Source organism: Prevotella sp. tf2-5 (genome assembly GCF_900115435.1).
Taxonomy (GTDB): domain Bacteria; phylum Bacteroidota; class Bacteroidia; order Bacteroidales; family Bacteroidaceae; genus Prevotella.
This window is the reverse complement of sequence record NZ_FOWK01000005.1, coordinates 231,729-248,002: the sequence shown is the minus strand read 5'-3', so window position 1 is coordinate 248,002 and position 16,274 is coordinate 231,729. Positions and strand designations below refer to the sequence as shown.

Annotated in this window: 18 protein-coding genes; 4 read left to right on the top strand and 14 right to left on the bottom strand. The window is 48.5% G+C overall.

Features of this window, described 5'->3' with window-relative positions:
- The coding region (locus tag BM257_RS07535) for a hypothetical protein (protein WP_218154499.1) at positions 1–369 on the top strand (369 nt) is incomplete at its 5' end.
- Between the two features lie 667 nt (positions 370–1,036).
- Here the strand turns inward: BM257_RS07535 and BM257_RS07525 are convergent.
- Positions 1,037–1,972, bottom strand: a complete 936-nt coding sequence (locus BM257_RS07525; RefSeq protein ID WP_143096798.1) for a hypothetical protein — start codon at positions 1,970–1,972, stop codon at positions 1,037–1,039.
- A gap of 240 nt (positions 1,973–2,212) precedes the next feature.
- Between BM257_RS07525 and BM257_RS14560 the strand changes: the two genes are divergently transcribed.
- Positions 2,213–2,416: a hypothetical protein gene (locus BM257_RS14560; protein ID WP_143096797.1), complete on the top strand. Its 204-nt coding sequence runs from the start codon at positions 2,213–2,215 to the stop codon at positions 2,414–2,416.
- Positions 2,417–2,468: 52 nt separating this feature from the next.
- Here BM257_RS14560 and BM257_RS15145 read toward each other — a convergent pair whose 3' ends face one another.
- From BM257_RS15145 to BM257_RS07505, 5 genes are all read right to left on the bottom strand, one after another.
- On the bottom strand, positions 2,469–2,603 hold the full coding sequence (locus BM257_RS15145) for a hypothetical protein (protein ID WP_255405634.1): 135 nt from the start codon (positions 2,601–2,603) through the stop codon (positions 2,469–2,471).
- 248 nt (positions 2,604–2,851) lie between these two features.
- Positions 2,852–3,061, bottom strand: coding sequence for a hypothetical protein (locus BM257_RS07520; protein WP_092070510.1), 210 nt, complete (start codon positions 3,059–3,061; stop codon positions 2,852–2,854).
- Between the two features lie 227 nt (positions 3,062–3,288).
- Positions 3,289–3,729 carry a hypothetical protein gene (locus tag BM257_RS07515; RefSeq protein WP_092070507.1) on the bottom strand — a complete coding sequence of 147 codons (441 nt, stop codon included), beginning with the start codon at positions 3,727–3,729 and terminating at the stop codon, positions 3,289–3,291.
- A 21-nt stretch (positions 3,730–3,750) separates the two neighbouring features.
- Entirely contained in the window at positions 3,751–4,227 is a 477-nt protein-coding gene (locus tag BM257_RS07510; RefSeq protein WP_092070504.1) for a DUF5675 family protein, read from the bottom strand.
- A 7-nt stretch (positions 4,228–4,234) separates the two neighbouring features.
- Positions 4,235–5,836 carry a hypothetical protein gene (locus tag BM257_RS07505; protein ID WP_092070568.1) on the bottom strand — a complete coding sequence of 534 codons (1,602 nt, stop codon included), beginning with the start codon at positions 5,834–5,836 and terminating at the stop codon, positions 4,235–4,237.
- Positions 5,837–6,182: 346 nt separating this feature from the next.
- On the opposite strand from BM257_RS07505, the gene BM257_RS14825 reads away from it, so the two are divergent.
- On the top strand, positions 6,183–6,338 hold the full coding sequence (locus BM257_RS14825; protein WP_177216049.1) for a hypothetical protein: 156 nt from the start codon (positions 6,183–6,185) through the stop codon (positions 6,336–6,338).
- 163 nt (positions 6,339–6,501) lie between these two features.
- Here BM257_RS14825 and BM257_RS07500 read toward each other — a convergent pair whose 3' ends face one another.
- From BM257_RS07500 to BM257_RS07490, 4 genes are all read right to left on the bottom strand, one after another.
- Positions 6,502–6,990, bottom strand: coding sequence for a hypothetical protein (locus tag BM257_RS07500; RefSeq protein ID WP_092070501.1), 489 nt, complete (start codon positions 6,988–6,990; stop codon positions 6,502–6,504).
- Positions 6,991–7,056: 66 nt separating this feature from the next.
- On the bottom strand, positions 7,057–7,179 hold the full coding sequence (locus tag BM257_RS15300) for a T9SS type A sorting domain-containing protein (RefSeq protein ID WP_092070498.1): 123 nt from the start codon (positions 7,177–7,179) through the stop codon (positions 7,057–7,059).
- Positions 7,176–7,322: a hypothetical protein gene (locus BM257_RS14820; protein WP_218154498.1), complete on the bottom strand. Its 147-nt coding sequence runs from the start codon at positions 7,320–7,322 to the stop codon at positions 7,176–7,178. Before BM257_RS14820 ends, BM257_RS15300 begins: the two co-directional genes overlap by 4 nt.
- 195 nt (positions 7,323–7,517) lie before the next feature.
- Positions 7,518–9,086 carry a tetratricopeptide repeat protein gene (locus BM257_RS07490; protein WP_092070495.1) on the bottom strand — a complete coding sequence of 523 codons (1,569 nt, stop codon included), beginning with the start codon at positions 9,084–9,086 and terminating at the stop codon, positions 7,518–7,520.
- A gap of 395 nt (positions 9,087–9,481) precedes the next feature.
- Between BM257_RS07490 and BM257_RS07485 the strand changes: the two genes are divergently transcribed.
- On the top strand, positions 9,482–10,444 hold the full coding sequence (locus tag BM257_RS07485) for an aldo/keto reductase (protein WP_092070492.1): 963 nt from the start codon (positions 9,482–9,484) through the stop codon (positions 10,442–10,444).
- A 1-nt stretch (position 10,445) separates the two neighbouring features.
- Here the strand turns inward: BM257_RS07485 and BM257_RS07480 are convergent, their stop codons facing one another.
- Genes BM257_RS07480 through BM257_RS07465 form a run of 4 tightly spaced genes read right to left on the bottom strand, consistent with a single transcriptional unit; the run spans position 10,446 to position 16,271 of the window.
- The gene (locus BM257_RS07480; RefSeq protein WP_092070489.1) at positions 10,446–11,252 is read right to left on the bottom strand and encodes a DUF3108 domain-containing protein; all 807 of its coding nucleotides are present in this window, start codon (positions 11,250–11,252) and stop codon (positions 10,446–10,448) included.
- Positions 11,253–11,262: 10 nt separating this feature from the next.
- Entirely contained in the window at positions 11,263–13,230 is a 1,968-nt protein-coding gene (locus tag BM257_RS07475) for an Ig-like domain-containing protein (protein ID WP_255405632.1), read from the bottom strand.
- Between the two features lie 15 nt (positions 13,231–13,245).
- Positions 13,246–14,769 (bottom strand): GH3 auxin-responsive promoter family protein, encoded by a 1,524-nt coding sequence (locus BM257_RS07470; RefSeq protein ID WP_092070483.1) that lies wholly within the window; start codon positions 14,767–14,769, stop codon positions 13,246–13,248.
- Positions 14,766–16,271 (bottom strand): succinate CoA transferase, encoded by a 1,506-nt coding sequence (locus BM257_RS07465; RefSeq protein ID WP_092070480.1) that lies wholly within the window; start codon positions 16,269–16,271, stop codon positions 14,766–14,768. Before BM257_RS07465 ends, BM257_RS07470 begins: the two co-directional genes overlap by 4 nt.
- Between the last annotated feature and the right edge of the window lie 3 nt (positions 16,272–16,274).

Here is a 16,274-nt window from a genome sequence, read left to right as displayed (position 1 = left end):
CAAGTTTTTGATTGGAATGTTTTGCTAAATCGGAAAAACATTGTATCTTTGCATCATAAAAAGCAAAGAACTATGGAAGAGAACAATTATCAACGATTCGTAGAAGAAGACACTGGCATAGCCAGCGAACCAATAGTTGAATATAAAGCTACTGGCAGCGGCTATGAAGGTGCTGTCATAGATGACGACCCAATCATGTCGGATGACTATGATCCAGGCATCGGTCCTTACACAATGGAAGAACTGAATGCCCGTATAGACGAGGCAGAAGTATTCATTGAAAAGGCCGAGAATGGTGATTGGAGTGATTGGGTATCTTCCGAAGAAATGACAGCACGTTTATACCAGCAATATCCATGGCTACAATAAAATGCTCACTTCATCCCCCTGTGAGCATGAAAAAGAGAATCAAGTAGCAATTTCCTATTAAACTTGTCATCGTTGCGCCATAAAAAGAAGAGTTATGGCAACAACGAACAGTTACTCACAAGGGTCTTTTCTGAATGATTCGGGGCCCGAGCCATCATCATTGTTTTCCAAGTGAGACAGGTACCAGTCCCTGAGTGTCTAGTAAGTTGGGGGCTACGTTTAGAAGTAAGGTGGGTCGTGCCGCTGTCGCGGTGGCACCGCCCTCCTGTTGAGTTTCTAATCGCACAGAGGGTCACTGCCCCCGTGTGTCCCCGATCTAGCCCGATTAATCTGATTTAGCAGACTGTAGTATAGTTTCTTGTACTTGATGGATTCATCGATGAATTTTACAATTGCGCGGTTCTTGTTATGAATGACTCGTCGCTGCCAGAGGCACACACCCACAAGCATCAGCACGACGGCGAACAAGATGACACACAGCAGGTTCATATTCATATCGACAAAAGTCTATAAATCAGGGTGCAAAAAGAAGGAGGGCCGTGCCATTCGCCGTGGCGGCTGCACCGCCCTCCTGTTGTTTTCTTATCGCACAGGGTGCCTGTCCCCATGACTATCGCGCAGCCGCTGTCGCGGCTAAAATAGATAAATTGGCAAATCGATAAATAGGTTAAAAAGCGAGGCAGGCACGAACTCGGCAGGTGTAGGCGTCGTCCTTTTTGTCGTCGGACCAATTGCCATTGATGAAGTTTAAGTCCCACGCCCTTTTGTCATTGTACTCCGTACTTGACCAGTAGCAGGCCGACTGCAAGTTACTAGCGCCTGAGATGCCATTGAAGCCGTTGCGCAAATCCTGATAGTTATTTTTGGTGCCTAATACATTCTTACAAGCATTAATCATCTTATTCCACTGATAGCCTGAAGCCAGGAACCATGCAGAACAGCCCGTAGGCGCTGCAGTACTGTTATTGGCTATCGCAGCCTTGAAGGCAGGATAAGTGTCGGAGTTGTGAGTAGCATCATTGTACTGCAGGCCGCTCTCGCTGGTGAAATTATTACTATTCGTGGTGTTATACGTGTGTACCTTAGTCTTCGAAGTGCTCCACTTGCAAGTATTACCACTATTCTCATCGCTCAGTGCCAGAGCCAAGCCATGGTTGCAAGGAGCGGCTTCGCCTGTCTCGCTACCCAAATAGGCTATCATGGCCACTTTCGTTCCTGTAGATGACCGTGCTGCAAACTTGCCGTCAGAAAGAATCACGTCGCCAATGGTTGCCATCTTCACCGTGCTTTGGTAATAATTGCCTGCTGTTGTTGCCGTGCCGACAGTAGCTTTGGCAATGTAGGGATTGCTGTTAATGGTGGCGTTGAACCAGTAGGTTCCGGCAGCCATGACGGGCAGAGCTACATACAATTCACCAGAGGCATCGGTAGGCGTAACGGTGGTAATCACGTTGCCAGAGCCGTCGCTGACCTTGAACTCCGTTGCGCTCTTGGCTGCAGCGCTGATATTCTGAATCGTGAACTTGAAGATGGAGAACTGCGCTGCAGGATCGGTGGTGACCGTCAGGCCGGGCGTAGTGGTCTGGATGGTGCCTGCGCCCACGCGTACGTCGAGGTTGGCCGAGAGCGTGCCGTCCTGATCGGCCAGCAGCGTGGCGGCATCCTTCACGCCCGTGTGGTCATCCTTGGCTGCAGAGAGCGGATAGACCAGCGTACAGGCGGTGTTGTCGGGCGTGCCGGCCTCCACGGTGAACGTGATGGTGGCTGCGCCCGAGCCGTCAACTGCGGTGATGGTGGCATCGGCTGCGTACGGGGTTGCGTCCTTCGTATAGAGGATAGCGATATGCTCATTCACTGCCCACTCGACCACAATCTCGTTAGTGCCCTCGCTTACGGCGCGGTTGGTGGCACCGTTAGTCTTCGGAGCCAGTGTGGTGGTGATGGTGATGCCCTCTGCCTTTGCAGGCTGCTCGACGGGACTCTGAATGTCGTTGTCATCGTTGCTGCAGGCGGCAAATGTCAGTGCCAGTGCAGCCATAAAGAATAATTTCGTAATTTTCATTGTTGTCTTCTTGTTAAATGGTTAAACACTGGGGGAATTAGAAAACGAAAGGATCGGGCTGTTCAGGATAGTTGTCGGGAATGATCAACTGACCGCTGGTTTGCAGCAGGTGCCCCTGATACTGCAACTCTACTACCTTCGTCGAAGGTTTCTCATACTGTCTTTTCTTCATTGTTGTTTTTTGTTTTGTGATTAATATTGGTGAATTAAAAATTATTGCGATGGGGATAAAAAACAATGCGGCTTCTCTTGCCGGAAAGCAAGAAAAGCCGTATATTCGTGCGCGGATGTGGCGTATATTTATAGAGGTGAGTAAGTCTGCTGTGTGTGTGTTAGCGAATTATTTGGAACAGCCAAATAATCCGAGTTAAAAGATGTATATGTCACACACTTTGTCTGCATCGATGCTTCTATTATTCTTTAGCTTTCTGCACAAACTCTGCTGGTGTCATCACCAGTAGGCTTATAGTCCTTGGGTATTTTGGGAAAAATGAGATTTCCCTTATGTTGCTTCTTTTCCACGCTCTCGGCAGCCTCTATCAAGTGGTTTGCCAGCCAGCGTTGATTGCTTGCTGAGAGCGAAAGCCCCTGCAGATAACTCCACAAATTATTTAGTGACACTGTATTCATAACTATACTTCCTAATCGTTATTATGCAATTTTACGCTGTAAAGTTACGATATTTTTCTGAATCGACAATGCTTTTATGCTTAATAATTTGGATTATTGCCCACTTCTTATTAATTTTGCATACTCACAAGGGTGCCCCCCTGTGAGCATTATTAATGAAAATTCCCCCACGTCTCACGACGTAGGGGAATGATACTCCTCACAAAACACTTAATTATTATGAACTTTTAAAACAGCATATTCCAACCTTTGGCGACGGAATAGCGGAGGGTGTCACGATCGTCGGCACTTAGACCGCACTCCACACTTGCCATGGCAAGGACGAGCTCACACCAGACAATCTTGGTCTCTGTCTTCATCGGGGGCAGGGGGACATCGGCACCCATCTGGGTGATCCTGCATACCGTCTTGATATACGCCTCCACCTGATTCTCCGTCTCGGGTGCCCACCGACAGATGATCTGTCGGATGGTGATGCACCCATATTTGGTGTAGTATGTCCGTAGCAGTTTCAGGGCTGCACGGAACCCATACTGCATGGATGAGAACTGACAGAAGTGAGTCTCACCTCCGAGGTTGGTCTCCCCCAACCATATCTGTGACTTACTCTTGATGATATTCAGCGGGTTATTGTTCCGCAATCCTCTTGCTTGTTTTTTTGTACTCATAATTTTTTAATCTTTAATTTTTCATTTTTCATCTTTAATTTTTCTCACGACAGTGAGAAACACTCCTTCTCCCCTTTCTTTCGCCTGGAAGATGAGTTTCTTGAGTGTGAAGATCATGTTGCGAGAGGCAACCATCTTTCCGTCACCACGATAAGCACCAGGTATCAGCCCTACCTCGATTTCCTCGACGGAATTGCCGATTTGGAAGAACACCTGTTTGCTCGTCATCTTAGGGACCCCTACCACCAAGGGCAGACAGAGGTCGAAGGACTCAGAATGTCTGATGACTACGGGATAACGTCCTGGGGGCATAGCTGATTTGAACTGCCGTACATAATCAGGGTCTTTCCCCATTTTCTTGATGGGCGGCTCCAAGGTGTCACATATAAACTCCTTATCCTCACGACCCAGGTACTCGTCGAATGTTCTGTTGATGATGCTCAGTCGACCGACTGTGCATTCTTCTGTTTTTATGAATCTTTCTAATATTAGTTCCATGATGATTTTATTTTTTTGATTTTTGATAACTGAAATCTGAAATCTGAAATACGTGCCCTCTAGCTTTCCATACACTAATCATTTGTGCAGTTCTTTTCCCGTTCAATCCTTGTTGACGACGCATATTAGCAGCGTCCTCTAATGTGAATCTCTCAGGTAACAATTCCAATAGGTTTTGAGGTCCCTTCTTGGGTTTGTCTTCTATATAATCCGCATTTTCAATTGCCTTTCCAAAGAATTGCATTTTACACCACATATCGTAGTGGAACGACCAGCGCACGAAGTCCTCGATAGACTTATCCCACTTGCAGTCGTTGGCGACATACAGCAGACAACCTTTCAGCCATGCGATGACATTGGCACGGAAGGAGAGGTTTTCATAAACCCTTGATTGACTCAATAAAGAGAACTCCGCATTCTCCTCCACCATCTTCTGGGCGAGTTTGAAAGCCTGTGGACAGTTCACCTCCCCGACAGCCTTCGTCAGTTTCTCGATGTAGGGGCGTAGCTCCTCCTCAAAGGCAGCGTCGTAGGTACCATAGACTGGCATCTCCGCACCAATCTCACGTTCAGGTATCGTACAGAAGTTGATACGACTGATCGGTCCGTCCGTGAGGACGTTACGGAAGTAACGCTGACCTTTGTTGATGGTCGTCGCCGCATTCCAGTTGAAGCGGATACATACCTTCTCCGTCACCGAGCCTGTCCCCACACGGGTCTGTCCGTAGCGGTTGCCAGGGTCGAAGGCAAGACACATGATCTGGAACTGCTGACCGCCCTTGCCGGAGCCACGCAGTGCGTCAAACTGGTCTATCTCGTTCATCTTGGTGTAGAGGAAATGACCGTCTGCCTCTGCCATACGCATCACGAAGGCAGGGTTCGTCATGTCAGGATCCACCTCTTGGATGATGAGCCCTTCGGGACGCTGACGCTTGTCCTTGTTGGCACCTTTCGAATTGACCTCCTGTTTCCATTGCTTCTCACGCTGCAGGTTCTCCTCGTCACGCTTACGGATGTCCGCCATGATGTAGTTAATTGGTTGCGAGATACAATCCTTACCAGCACCCGTGCCAGCCATCAAGACATTCATGAGGGTCGCCTCATGCAACACATTATCTATATAGCGGAAGCGTACCTTGTAGAGATGGGCGGCAAGAGAAGGGAAGACGGCATGCGCCACTGCAGGCTTATAGACATCAGGAGTGCGGGAAATCAAGAGCTGAATGAGCTTCGGTAATTTCTTCGGCATCTCTGGAGGTGTCTCAGGCTCGTCATCCACCATATTCCTCTCTTCCATCAAGTCCTTGACAATCCCTTTCAGAAGATAGGTGAAGTCCTTGGGTTCTTCTTTGCAAGCGGACTCAGCGACACGTAGCACCTCACCCTCTGACAACCCCAGTCGGGGAAGCACCTCTAATATCCTTTGAGGCTTGTTCTCCATGATGGCACGAAGATTGACCGCAAGTTTATGGAGTCGTACGTTACGCTCCCCATCCACAGGCACACCACCTGTCCTTCGCCAGTACTCGTTGATGATGTCACCAAAGGGAATACCTTTGTAGGATGGCTGTCCGTCGATGACGGCAGGCAGATTTCTTCCCTCATCCATCTTACATCTTCCCTCATCCATCTTACACCTTCCGTCTAACATCCCCTTTCTATACCGCTCTCCGAACAGCTTCTCAAACTCGTCGTCCTGATAGTCAAAGATGGCGTCGTTGATATAGAGGATTTCCTCCTGTTGTGGAGAGAAGGACGCACGGCTGGCATCCTTGCAGGCCTCGTCAGGCTCCACACCTAATAGGGTGGCAAGATGGTGCTGGTTGGCACTGAGGTCACCGACGGCTATATCTGCCTTGAAGACTACCCGCAACCCTTTTCCCGACGGGGTGATATGCACCAGCATCACCTGGTTCTTGCTCACAAGGGGACACTCCGATGTCCCCCTGCCCCCGATGAAGTCTGAGACCAAGATTGTCTGGTGTGAGCTCGTTCTTGCCATGGCAAGTGTGGAGTGCGGTCTGTCTGCCGACGATCGGGACACTCTCCGCTATTCCGTCGCCAAAGGGTGGAATATGCTGTCCCTTCTATGTCACTCCTCTGTCACTTAATTTCATCCGCAGAAATACTCACAAGGGAACCCCTGTGAGTATTTCTTTTCTAGCATATAATAAAATGGACAGGAAAGTGGATCATTGAGTCATCGACGAAGTCGCTTGCCAGAGCAAGAACCTCAAGTCTCAAACAAAGAGACAGTCCCCTTGTGAGCCTTACTCAATCATTTATTTTGACTTTTCCACTTATCTTTGGGGAATAATTGATAGTAAATGAGGTACGCTCCAGACCTTCTGTTATTAAAACCACTTTATACGTACGTTCAGACAATGTCCCAACCTTTATGGTCAAGTCATAAGGGCAAAGACAGTTGGTTTCTGACGTTCCGTTTTCCTTCAATGTGATAACATTACCTTCCACTGTAGCTGATACGGTAATTGTTGCTTCACATGAGAATATGACATTATTGTGTTTAATGAAAAGGCAGTTGTCTGATGTTCCTTCATACACAACCGATTCCTCTCCTAAGATACTTGCGATATCGTCTTCACCAGTTCCCGAACGCAAGGATGTTATTGTCTTGCATCCTGTCTTTGCAAAAGACACGAGTGCGTCTTTTGGTTCGTTATTATTATCATCGTCACTACTACAGCTTGTCAGTGTAAAAGCAAACAAAGCACAAAAAAATATTATCAGATTTGTTCTCATTGTTGTAAGTTATTTATTATGTTGCAAAGATAGTATTATTATTTTAAACATCAAGTGTTTACAGGCTTATTTAATAAATTTTGCACTATATATATTTCCATCATGTATGGCTCTCACAATATACAAACCAGAACTATAACTACTGATATTAACAGTTGTATCTGAACCAGTAACGGTTTTTGAGGTCATAATTTGTCCTGTTTGAGAGTTAATAACAGAGAGATACCATGTCGGTTGCTGATATAATCCTCCACCAAAATAGTATCTGCACACATCTCACTCTGAAGCATGGGCATGCTCAGTGTCAATACTGCCATAAGCAGTTTCATCATTCTTGTTTTCATTTTGTAGTCGTATTGATTTCTGGCAGCAAAATTAGAAACAGAGAATGACTTCTGCAAATTTATAGGGCTTTTGTTTCGTGGAGGTGCTGCAATGTTAAAATGGGGTTAACTGCCTGTAAAACAGACGATAACGTGCGAAACGAGGAGAGACAGATCCCCTAAAATGCAGCAAAATAGAGGCTATTATGAGTGTCTTAGATGTGCTTTTAGCCGTGTCTTGATGGAACGAAGGGATGAGTTGGTGATGCTGAGCGTTTCTTGAATCTCGGCATCAGACTTGTTCATGTCCTTTAGTATAAGATAGGTGAGCAGGCGTGAGGTTAAGTCCTGATACTCGTTCATCCATGCGTCATAGGTCTCATAGCGGAGAACAGAATAGTATTCTATCAGGCAGTGCTCGTCATGGACAGACTGTAGTTTTTGCCCTTCAGTAATTGAATCGTAAACCTCCTTGCCCCGTCCCAATTGTTCATTGGTCTGCTGACGTATCATTTTGATTTGAGCATTTAATGCCATGATCTCCTCATGATGCTCTCCGTCCATGCTTTCCAGTGAGGTGATTCTCTGTTGGGCATTGCGAATCGCCTCTTCATTGGCACTAATCTGGCTGGTATATCTTCTGACAGTCCTGCGATGATAGAAATAGTAGCCGATGGATATGGAAACCAGCAGGAGAATGGAGCCAAACAGCCAAGTCAGTGTCTTATAGTATTTGTTCTCCACCACCTGGTGGTCGTATTTGTGTTGTATCTCGGCAATAGTCGCCTGCTCAGAGACTTGGTTGAGGGAGTCTTTAATCCGATAGATCCGATTGGATATATTAATTGCAGATTTGTAGTCCTCTTGCTGCTCATAGCGTTTTTGAATAGACGGAAGGACATTCAAGATAGTTTGGCTATCACTGGTCTTCAAGGCTTCTTGCCAGCATTTTTCCGCCTCTTTCTTATTACCCTCGTCTGCATAGATGTTTCCTAACTCTGCATAGGTATGAGGCATTGGATATATCTCTATAGATTCTAACAGATACTCCTTTGCTATATTATTATCACCGAATTGGTATGATAAACTACCGACATTAGTTAGGATATATGCCTTACCCTCATCATCCATATTATTAATATGGGAGAGGCTTTCCAGTATGCGGTCTCTCGCCCTCTCCCGCTGACCTAATCTGTAATAGGCGATGGAAACATAAGACAGGCTGCGCGCTATGATCGCCGTGTCGTTCAAAAGAACAGCATCAGAAAAGGTTTGCTCCGCATACTTCAGCATCAGGTCATAGCATTTGGCACGGTCGTTCACCATACAAAGGCTCTCATGATATTTTGCCATATAAAGCAGGTCTTGGTTGCGAACGGCATGCTCCTCTCCTTTTTTTAGTAATAGCAGTGCCTCCTCATGCTCTCCCTGCTCATAGAGGGGCATTGCCAGATAATAGTAGGCTCGGCATAGCAGGGACGGATTACCGTTCTGCTCATAATATCGGACAGCCGAGCGCATCAGGCTGTCAGCGGGAACAGGCTGATAGCATTTGTACCTTGCCTGTGTCAGCAGCAGGGTATAGTAGGCACGGCTTGACTCGTCGCCCTTGTCCATGATATCGGGGATGCTCTCCAGAACATGGAGGGCAGAGTCAGTATGCTGTTCCATCAGGCTGTCTGCCTCAACCAATAGCCGCTCGTAAGCAGACTGCCTGTTGCATCCTGCCAGCACGATGACATAAAAGAAGAGAAGATACCCCAACTGTTTCATGTCTGCAAAGGTAGTGGAAACCGAGCAAAATACAAAAGAAATCCTTTTATTTCTTTCACCAGACAGCGACAGTTTTTTGAGCGGTTTGCTTTCGGCTATAGGCATTCAGTTGTTTGGCTGGAGCCGTTCAGTCTTTTGGCTATAGCCGAACGGTTGAAAGGGCGTACCTAACTCCCTCGAAGGTAGGCACTAACACCCCGTCACCAGTAACCAACAACCCTTATACAAGGCATCGTTCGAAAGAAAACTAAATGGATTTGTTTTGTTCTCTGCTTGGTTTGAACTGCCTTTGATCTTTGCTCGAAGATACTCACGTTTGAAAATGCTCAAATAAATTTGGCATTTTGCTCACTTAATCGTACCTTTGTCCCCAGGAACCAAAAACTATATTGGATATGGAGAAATATCTTGCTGACGCGCATCGCTATGAGAACGGGATGCAGTATGAGCGTTGCGGACGCTCAGGAGTGTTGTTGCCTAAGGTGTCCCTGGGTATGTGGCATAACTTCGGAAGTGTGGATCCTTATGAGCGTAGCCGACAGATCGTGCGCTATGCCTTCGACCATGGAGTGACCCACCTCGACCTTGCTAATAACTACGGTCCTTCTGCGGGCTCTGCCGAGGAGACGATGGGACATATCTTAGACGACGACCTGCGTCCTTATCGTGACGAGTTGTTTATCTCCACCAAGGCAGGCTATGGGATGTGGGACGGTCCTTATGGAGACTGGGGTTCCCGTAAATACCTGATATCCTCGTTGGACCAGAGTCTCAAGCGCATGCACCTGGACTATGTCGACTTGTTCTATAGTCATCGCTACGACCCTAACACGCCGTTGGAGGAGACGCTGCAGGCATTGGTGGATATCGTACGAGCCGGCAAGGCGCTCTATGTGGGAATCTCCAACTGGCCCTTGGAGCCGTTGCGTTTCGGTATAGAGTATCTCAAGCAGCACGACACTCCCCTGCTGATATACCAGGGGAAACTGAATATGCTCAACCAGGCACCCATCAACGAGGGTATCCTGCAACTCTGTCATGAGTCAGGAGTAGGATTCATCGCCTTCTCACCCCTTGCGCAAGGTATGCTGACAGACCGTTATCTGAACGGTATCCCCAAGGACTCCCGTATGGCAAAGGGTATGTTCCTCAGGGAAGAGATGCTGACACCGGAGCTGTTGCAGCAGCTGCGCCAATGGAACGAGGAGGCGCAACAAAAAGGCGAGAGCCTCGCGGAGATGGCACTCGCCTGGATCTTAAAACAACAAGGTGTGACTTCCGTCCTCGTGGGAGCCAGCTCTACAGAGCAGCTGGCACGTAACCTCCGTTGTATCGAGGCACAGGCTCCCGACTTTTAACCTATTCCACCTTTGAGGTCATGTCGTTACGCAAGCCCTTGAATCCTGTCAGGTAGCATTTCGCGGAGCCAAACGACAGGAAGAGGTCGAGGCGTACGGGCAGGTGGTTCTTGTCGTCGGTGACGAAGAAACGGATCAGCTCATGGTTCTTGCCGTCCTCACGCTCGATAAACGAGAAGGTGAGACAGCGGAACTTAGCACTGCTGTTGCGCATCTTGATGGTCGTCTTACCGGTAAATTTCAGCCACGAGTTAGACAGGTGGCGGGCATCACTGATAGGCATGGGGATATTCTCTCCGACCTTCAGCTTGGAGGCATCGAAGTTACGGGCACGGAGGAAGATACTCATCATGTCGTAGATACAGTCCTTATACTCCGCATCTTTCCAATGCACGTCACCGTCGTGGTCGATACGATGCATCCGCAGGTGGCAGTTGGTATTGGGATAGGTGTACCACAGCTCATCCACATAATAGCGTTTCCCCTCCCGGGCACCTTTACGGAAATATAGCGGGGAGAGGTCTAGGTTGGTATAGCACAACAGGGTGTCACGCATGACGAAATAGTTGTCGAGCTTGCTGTTACCCCTTGTGATCAGACTACTACGGAAGGCAGGTTTGCCATTATAGGTCGACTGTACGATAGACATAGACGCCGTACCCACCTTCATCCATACGAATTTCCAGTTGAAGTAAAGATCATAGGAGAGGAACTCCCCAGACTTAAAAGCTGTATTCTCTGTACCACATTGGGCATGGGCAGTCAGCATGGCGCATGACGTAAATAATACCAAAAGCAGTCGTTTCATGATTCTTTATCTATTTTACGGTTTCTTTTTTGACATATTCTATCCCTAACTCACGGGCACGGTCCGCATTACGGTTACGCAGTTTCTGTTGCTCTTTGTCAGGTCTCTGTTTTGTGATGGCGTCAGGTTTTTGTCGTGTCAGTGGCGTACCCGTCAGGTTCCAGGGCAGTGTGACATCAAACTTAGCTTTACACTCGATGCTGTTGGGGTAGTAATAGACCTCCTCAGCCTGTAAGTCCTGATCATAGTTACCAGTGTCCCATTGACCATTGCCGTTACGGTCGATGAACGCACGGATGTAGTACTTCCCCGGTGACAGGTAGAAGAATTCGGCATTCCCATTGAGAGCCCTTACTTGCTTCAGGGCTTTGTCACCTTTATCGAGCAGTTCCACCACCACCGTGGTATCGTTCTTTCCACTCAGCTGCATCAGCAAGGTGGCATACTCATCCATCGAGCGCACCTTGATACCTTGTTTAAAGGCTGGCGATGCAAGTCCGTAGATATCCACGAAGGCAGCGGAGTCGATTTCCAGACTATACTCTGTGTCCGGCTGCCATTCCGCGACAAACACATATTCCCGCAGGGTGGAGTCCTTTCGGTGGAACTCAAAGGGAGTGTTATACCACAGACTGTCTATCTTTGTATAGAGGTGGATCGCTGACGAGTCACAATGGATGAGGGGTGACGGCATCTCAAAGGTCGTAATATAGTCAGGGTCCATCTGTTGTCTCACATTATATTTAACCTCCAGGGGCTTTGGGGGCATGATACTGTCATAGGGCTCTCCACGCTTCTTCAGCTTTTCCTGTTTCTTCTCCCATTCCTCGATGGACTTCTTCAGCTCCTTCTGTCGTTTCTCATAACTCGTCTTTGCCAGGACATCCACAGTATCCACCTGTGTGACCAGTATTCCCGCGGAGTCTGTCATGAGATAACTCAGTTCCATGCGCAGGGTGTCCTGGTTAACAAGGGTGGTGTCCTTCAACCAATAGGTGAGGGTGTCCTTCTTCTCACTGGCTTCCAAGACGAAGGCGTCCTGCTCGTTGAAGTTCAGTCCCCTGATCTCTGGCAACTGGGGATTCCCATAGCTGAAATAGAGGGTGAAGCGGTCCGGGTCCTTACGCTCTGGTTGTTTCAGCAGATAACGGTCTGTCTGTATCTCCTGGAACGCCAGCAGCACGATGTCATCAGGATAGAAATGGGTATATGGCACCTGGATGATATTGTCGATGTGCAGGGTGTCCTTCCAGATAGTATCCTGTCGGATATCAGGTTTTGAGGAGGGCTGGTAGGTCTGGTGAGAATAAGCAATCATCTCACTCTTCTGGTTGAACATATAGTTACCGTCAGCATCCTGCAGGGCATAGACACGATACTCACCAGGGGCGACACCCTTGATGACGAAGCGTCCTCGTCCGTCAGTACGTGCCACACGTAACAGGGGCTTCTTCCTGAATACCGTATCGCTGAGGTCGTCATACAGTCCCACCTGAATACCCTTCACGGGTTCAAGGTTCGAGGCGTCCAGCACATTACCCGCCACCTCGAAGGTGTCTATCTGCTCTCCAGTGGAGAAGGTGAAGGTATAGTTGCCCAGGGGATTGCCCTCGTTATTGTCGCTGATAGCGTCACTGAAGTCGATGGTATAGGTGGTATTAGGCTTCAGCGTGTCTTTCAGCTCCACCACAATTTTCTTACCAGCCACTTTGATCTCCGGCATCTCCAGCTGGGGAGGTGACACGATGACTTTCTCTGTGGCATTGTCAACCTTGATATACTCATCAAACTGGATGGTGATTTTCTTCTCCTTTACTCCTGTGGCGCCATCCTCTGGTGTGGAGCCGATGATACGAGGAGGCTCATCGTCATACCATCCTCCGTCGGGCTGTCCCATACGGGCGCAGCTTGCAATGATGGTTGCAATGATAAAATGGAAAAATGTAATAATTAAAAGATTTCCTCTCCTCTTCATCATTTCCACATTATATAATTATTGCTTTTTCATGTTGAGCGAAAGCAGTTGCTCGATATGCTCACGGGAGTTGCTCAGACGAGGCACCTTATGCTGTCCTCCCAGTTTTCCACGAAGCTTCAACCAGTCGTTGAAAAGACCCGTCCGCGCCTCTATCAGCTCCAGGGGCTGTAGCGTGATATCCTTATAACGCTTTGCCTCGTAGTCGCTGTTCACCTCCTGTAGCCTCTGATCCAGCAAGCGGGCAAATTGTGCGAGGTCGGCAGGTGCTTTCGAGAACTCGATGAGCCACTGGTGACGACATTTCGCGTTCGCATCCATGAACACCGGGGCAGCGGTATATTCCAGCACCTCCGCACCCGTCTGCTGACAGGCATAGGAGAGTCCTTGCTCGGCATTGTCGACGATGAGTTCCTCGCCAAAGGCATTGATGAAACTCTTGGTACGTCCTGTGATGACGAACTTATAGGGATTGGTGGAGGTAAAACGGATGGTATCTCCAATCTTATAACGCCATAGACCACAGGATGTGGAGATCAGCATGGCATAGTTTTTGTCTTTCTCGACTCCCCAAAGGGGTACGATTTTCGCATTCTCAGCGTTCTCAGAGTAATCAGAGAGCTCAGAGAACTCATAGAACACCCCATAGTCGAGCATCAGCAGCATCGCCTTGTCGGCAGGGTCGTCTTGTAGTCCGAAGAAACCCTCTGAGGCATTATAAGTCTCCATATAGTGCATCCTGGGTGACGTGATCAACTGCTCATACTGTTTGCGGTAAGGGGTGAAGGCGACACCTCCATGGAAGAACACCTCCAGGTTAGGCCATACCTCCTCCAGATGCGTCTTCCCCGTGATCTCCATCATACAGTTCAGTACGGAGAGCATCCATGAGGGCACCCCGGAGATATTCGTCACGTTCTTGTTCATCGCCTCACGGGCTATGCGCTCCCTCTTGACCTCAAAGTCCTGCAGCAAGGCAGTCTGCTTCTTCGGTACTCGTACAAGATTGGCAAGCGGGTTGATATTCTCGATGAGGATGGCACTAAGGTCACCTACCAGTGAGCCTGGCAGGTTATAGTTGGGGGCATGACTGCCACCTAATATCAAGGCGCGTCCGTCAAACAAACGGGACTTCGGGTTGTTACGCAGGTAAAGTGCCACAGAGTCGAACCCTCCGGCATAGTGAATCTTCTGCAAGCCCTCAGGACTGACGGGAATGAATTTCGACTTGTCATTCGTCGTGCCAGAGGACTTAGCATACCACTGAACCTTGCCTTTCCATAGCACGTCAGCCTCTCCATGACGCATCCGGTCAATCTGCCCCTTCAACTCCTCATAGGTGTTCACAGGACAGTGTCTGACGAAGTCCTCATAGCCTTTGATGCCACCAAAGGCATGATTCCTTCCGTATTCCGTGTCCTTTGCCGTCTGCACCAGGTGGTTCAAAACCGTCCGCTGCAACAGCTCACCTTGTGTCTGATGCTTTTCCAAAGCCCGCATACGGGGCTCGAAAACAAATCTTACTAAACTGGTAATACTCATTTAAGGTATTCTGAGAAATCTGTCAGATGCATGTCGCCCTTACGAGCCAGTGTGTCATGCATGGCGAAGGCGGCAGGCAGGTTATGGCGTGTCTGTCCCATCTTGGCAATCTTCAGGTAGTCCCATAACAACTGCTTGTAGTCGGGATGAGCACAGTTTTCGATGATCGTCTCAGCGCGCTGGGCAGGACCCTTGCCGCGCAGGTCGGCAATACCCTGTTCTGTAACAATGATATTCACATCATGCTCAGAGCTGTCCTGGTGGCTGACGAAAGGAACGATGCTGGAAATCACACCACCCTTTGCTGTAGAAGGACAAGTGAAGATACTCAGATAAGCATTGCGGATGAAGTCGCCAGAGCCACCGATACCATTCATCATCTTCACACCACTGATATGGGTGGAGTTGGCATTACCATAGATATCACACTCGATAGCGGTATTGATGGCGATAACACCCAGTCGGCGGATGACCTCAGGACTGTTGGAGATCTCGCTCTGACGCAGTGTCAGGTGCTTCTTGAAGTGGTCCATGTTATCGTAAACCTGCATCAGACAGTCGTTGGAGACCGTCAGAGAGCAAGCGGAGGCATCCTTCACACGACCGTGCAGCATCATCTCTACAACAGCATCCTGTAATACCTCTGTATAGATATTGAAGTCGGGAACATGTTTATCCTGTCCCAGTGCACCGAGGATGGCGTTCGCTGTAGAACCCACACCACTCTGCAAAGGCAGGAACTCCTTGGGGATACGTCCATTATGCATCTCTTCCACGAGGAACTCAGCAGTCAGGTAGCCAATCTTGTCTGTCACAGGGTCGCTGTCCTTGAAGGCACGAGCCTCATCAGGAATGTTACACTCTACGACACCAGCCACCTTCTCCTTGGGGATAGAGACATAAGACACACCAATACGGTCGCTCACATTCACGATGGGGATGGGCTTGCGATAAGGAGGATCCAATGGTTCATAAACATCATGAAGATATTTCGCATTGGGGTTGTGGAACGAGTTAAGTTCCAGAATGACATGCTTGGCAAGACGCGCAGCCGTTGGAGAGATACCACCAGCAGCGGTCAGATAGACATGATAGTCGTTGCCGACCTCCTCAATATCACAGACCTCCAGGATTGCCCAGTCCACATCACCATAGAAACCATAGCGCAACTCCTGTGCCATGTGACTCAGATGCAAGTCGTTATAAGGAATCTCACCCATATTCACATGCTTGCGGAAGTCAGGATTCGTGGTGTAAGGAGCACGGTACTTGATAGCCTGTGCGTTGGCAAGCACACCATCTGTCGACTGACCCGTCGACGCACCAGTGAAAATACCTACCTTAAACTCTCTGCCTGCGGCATGCTCTGCCTCTGCAATCTTCGCCAGTTCCTTGGTTGTAGCCTTTGCCACACCAGCAGGTGTAAAACCACTCATAGCGATGTTATCGCCATTCTTAATCAATGCTGCAGCCTCTGCAGCGGTCATACGTGTATAAGCCATTTC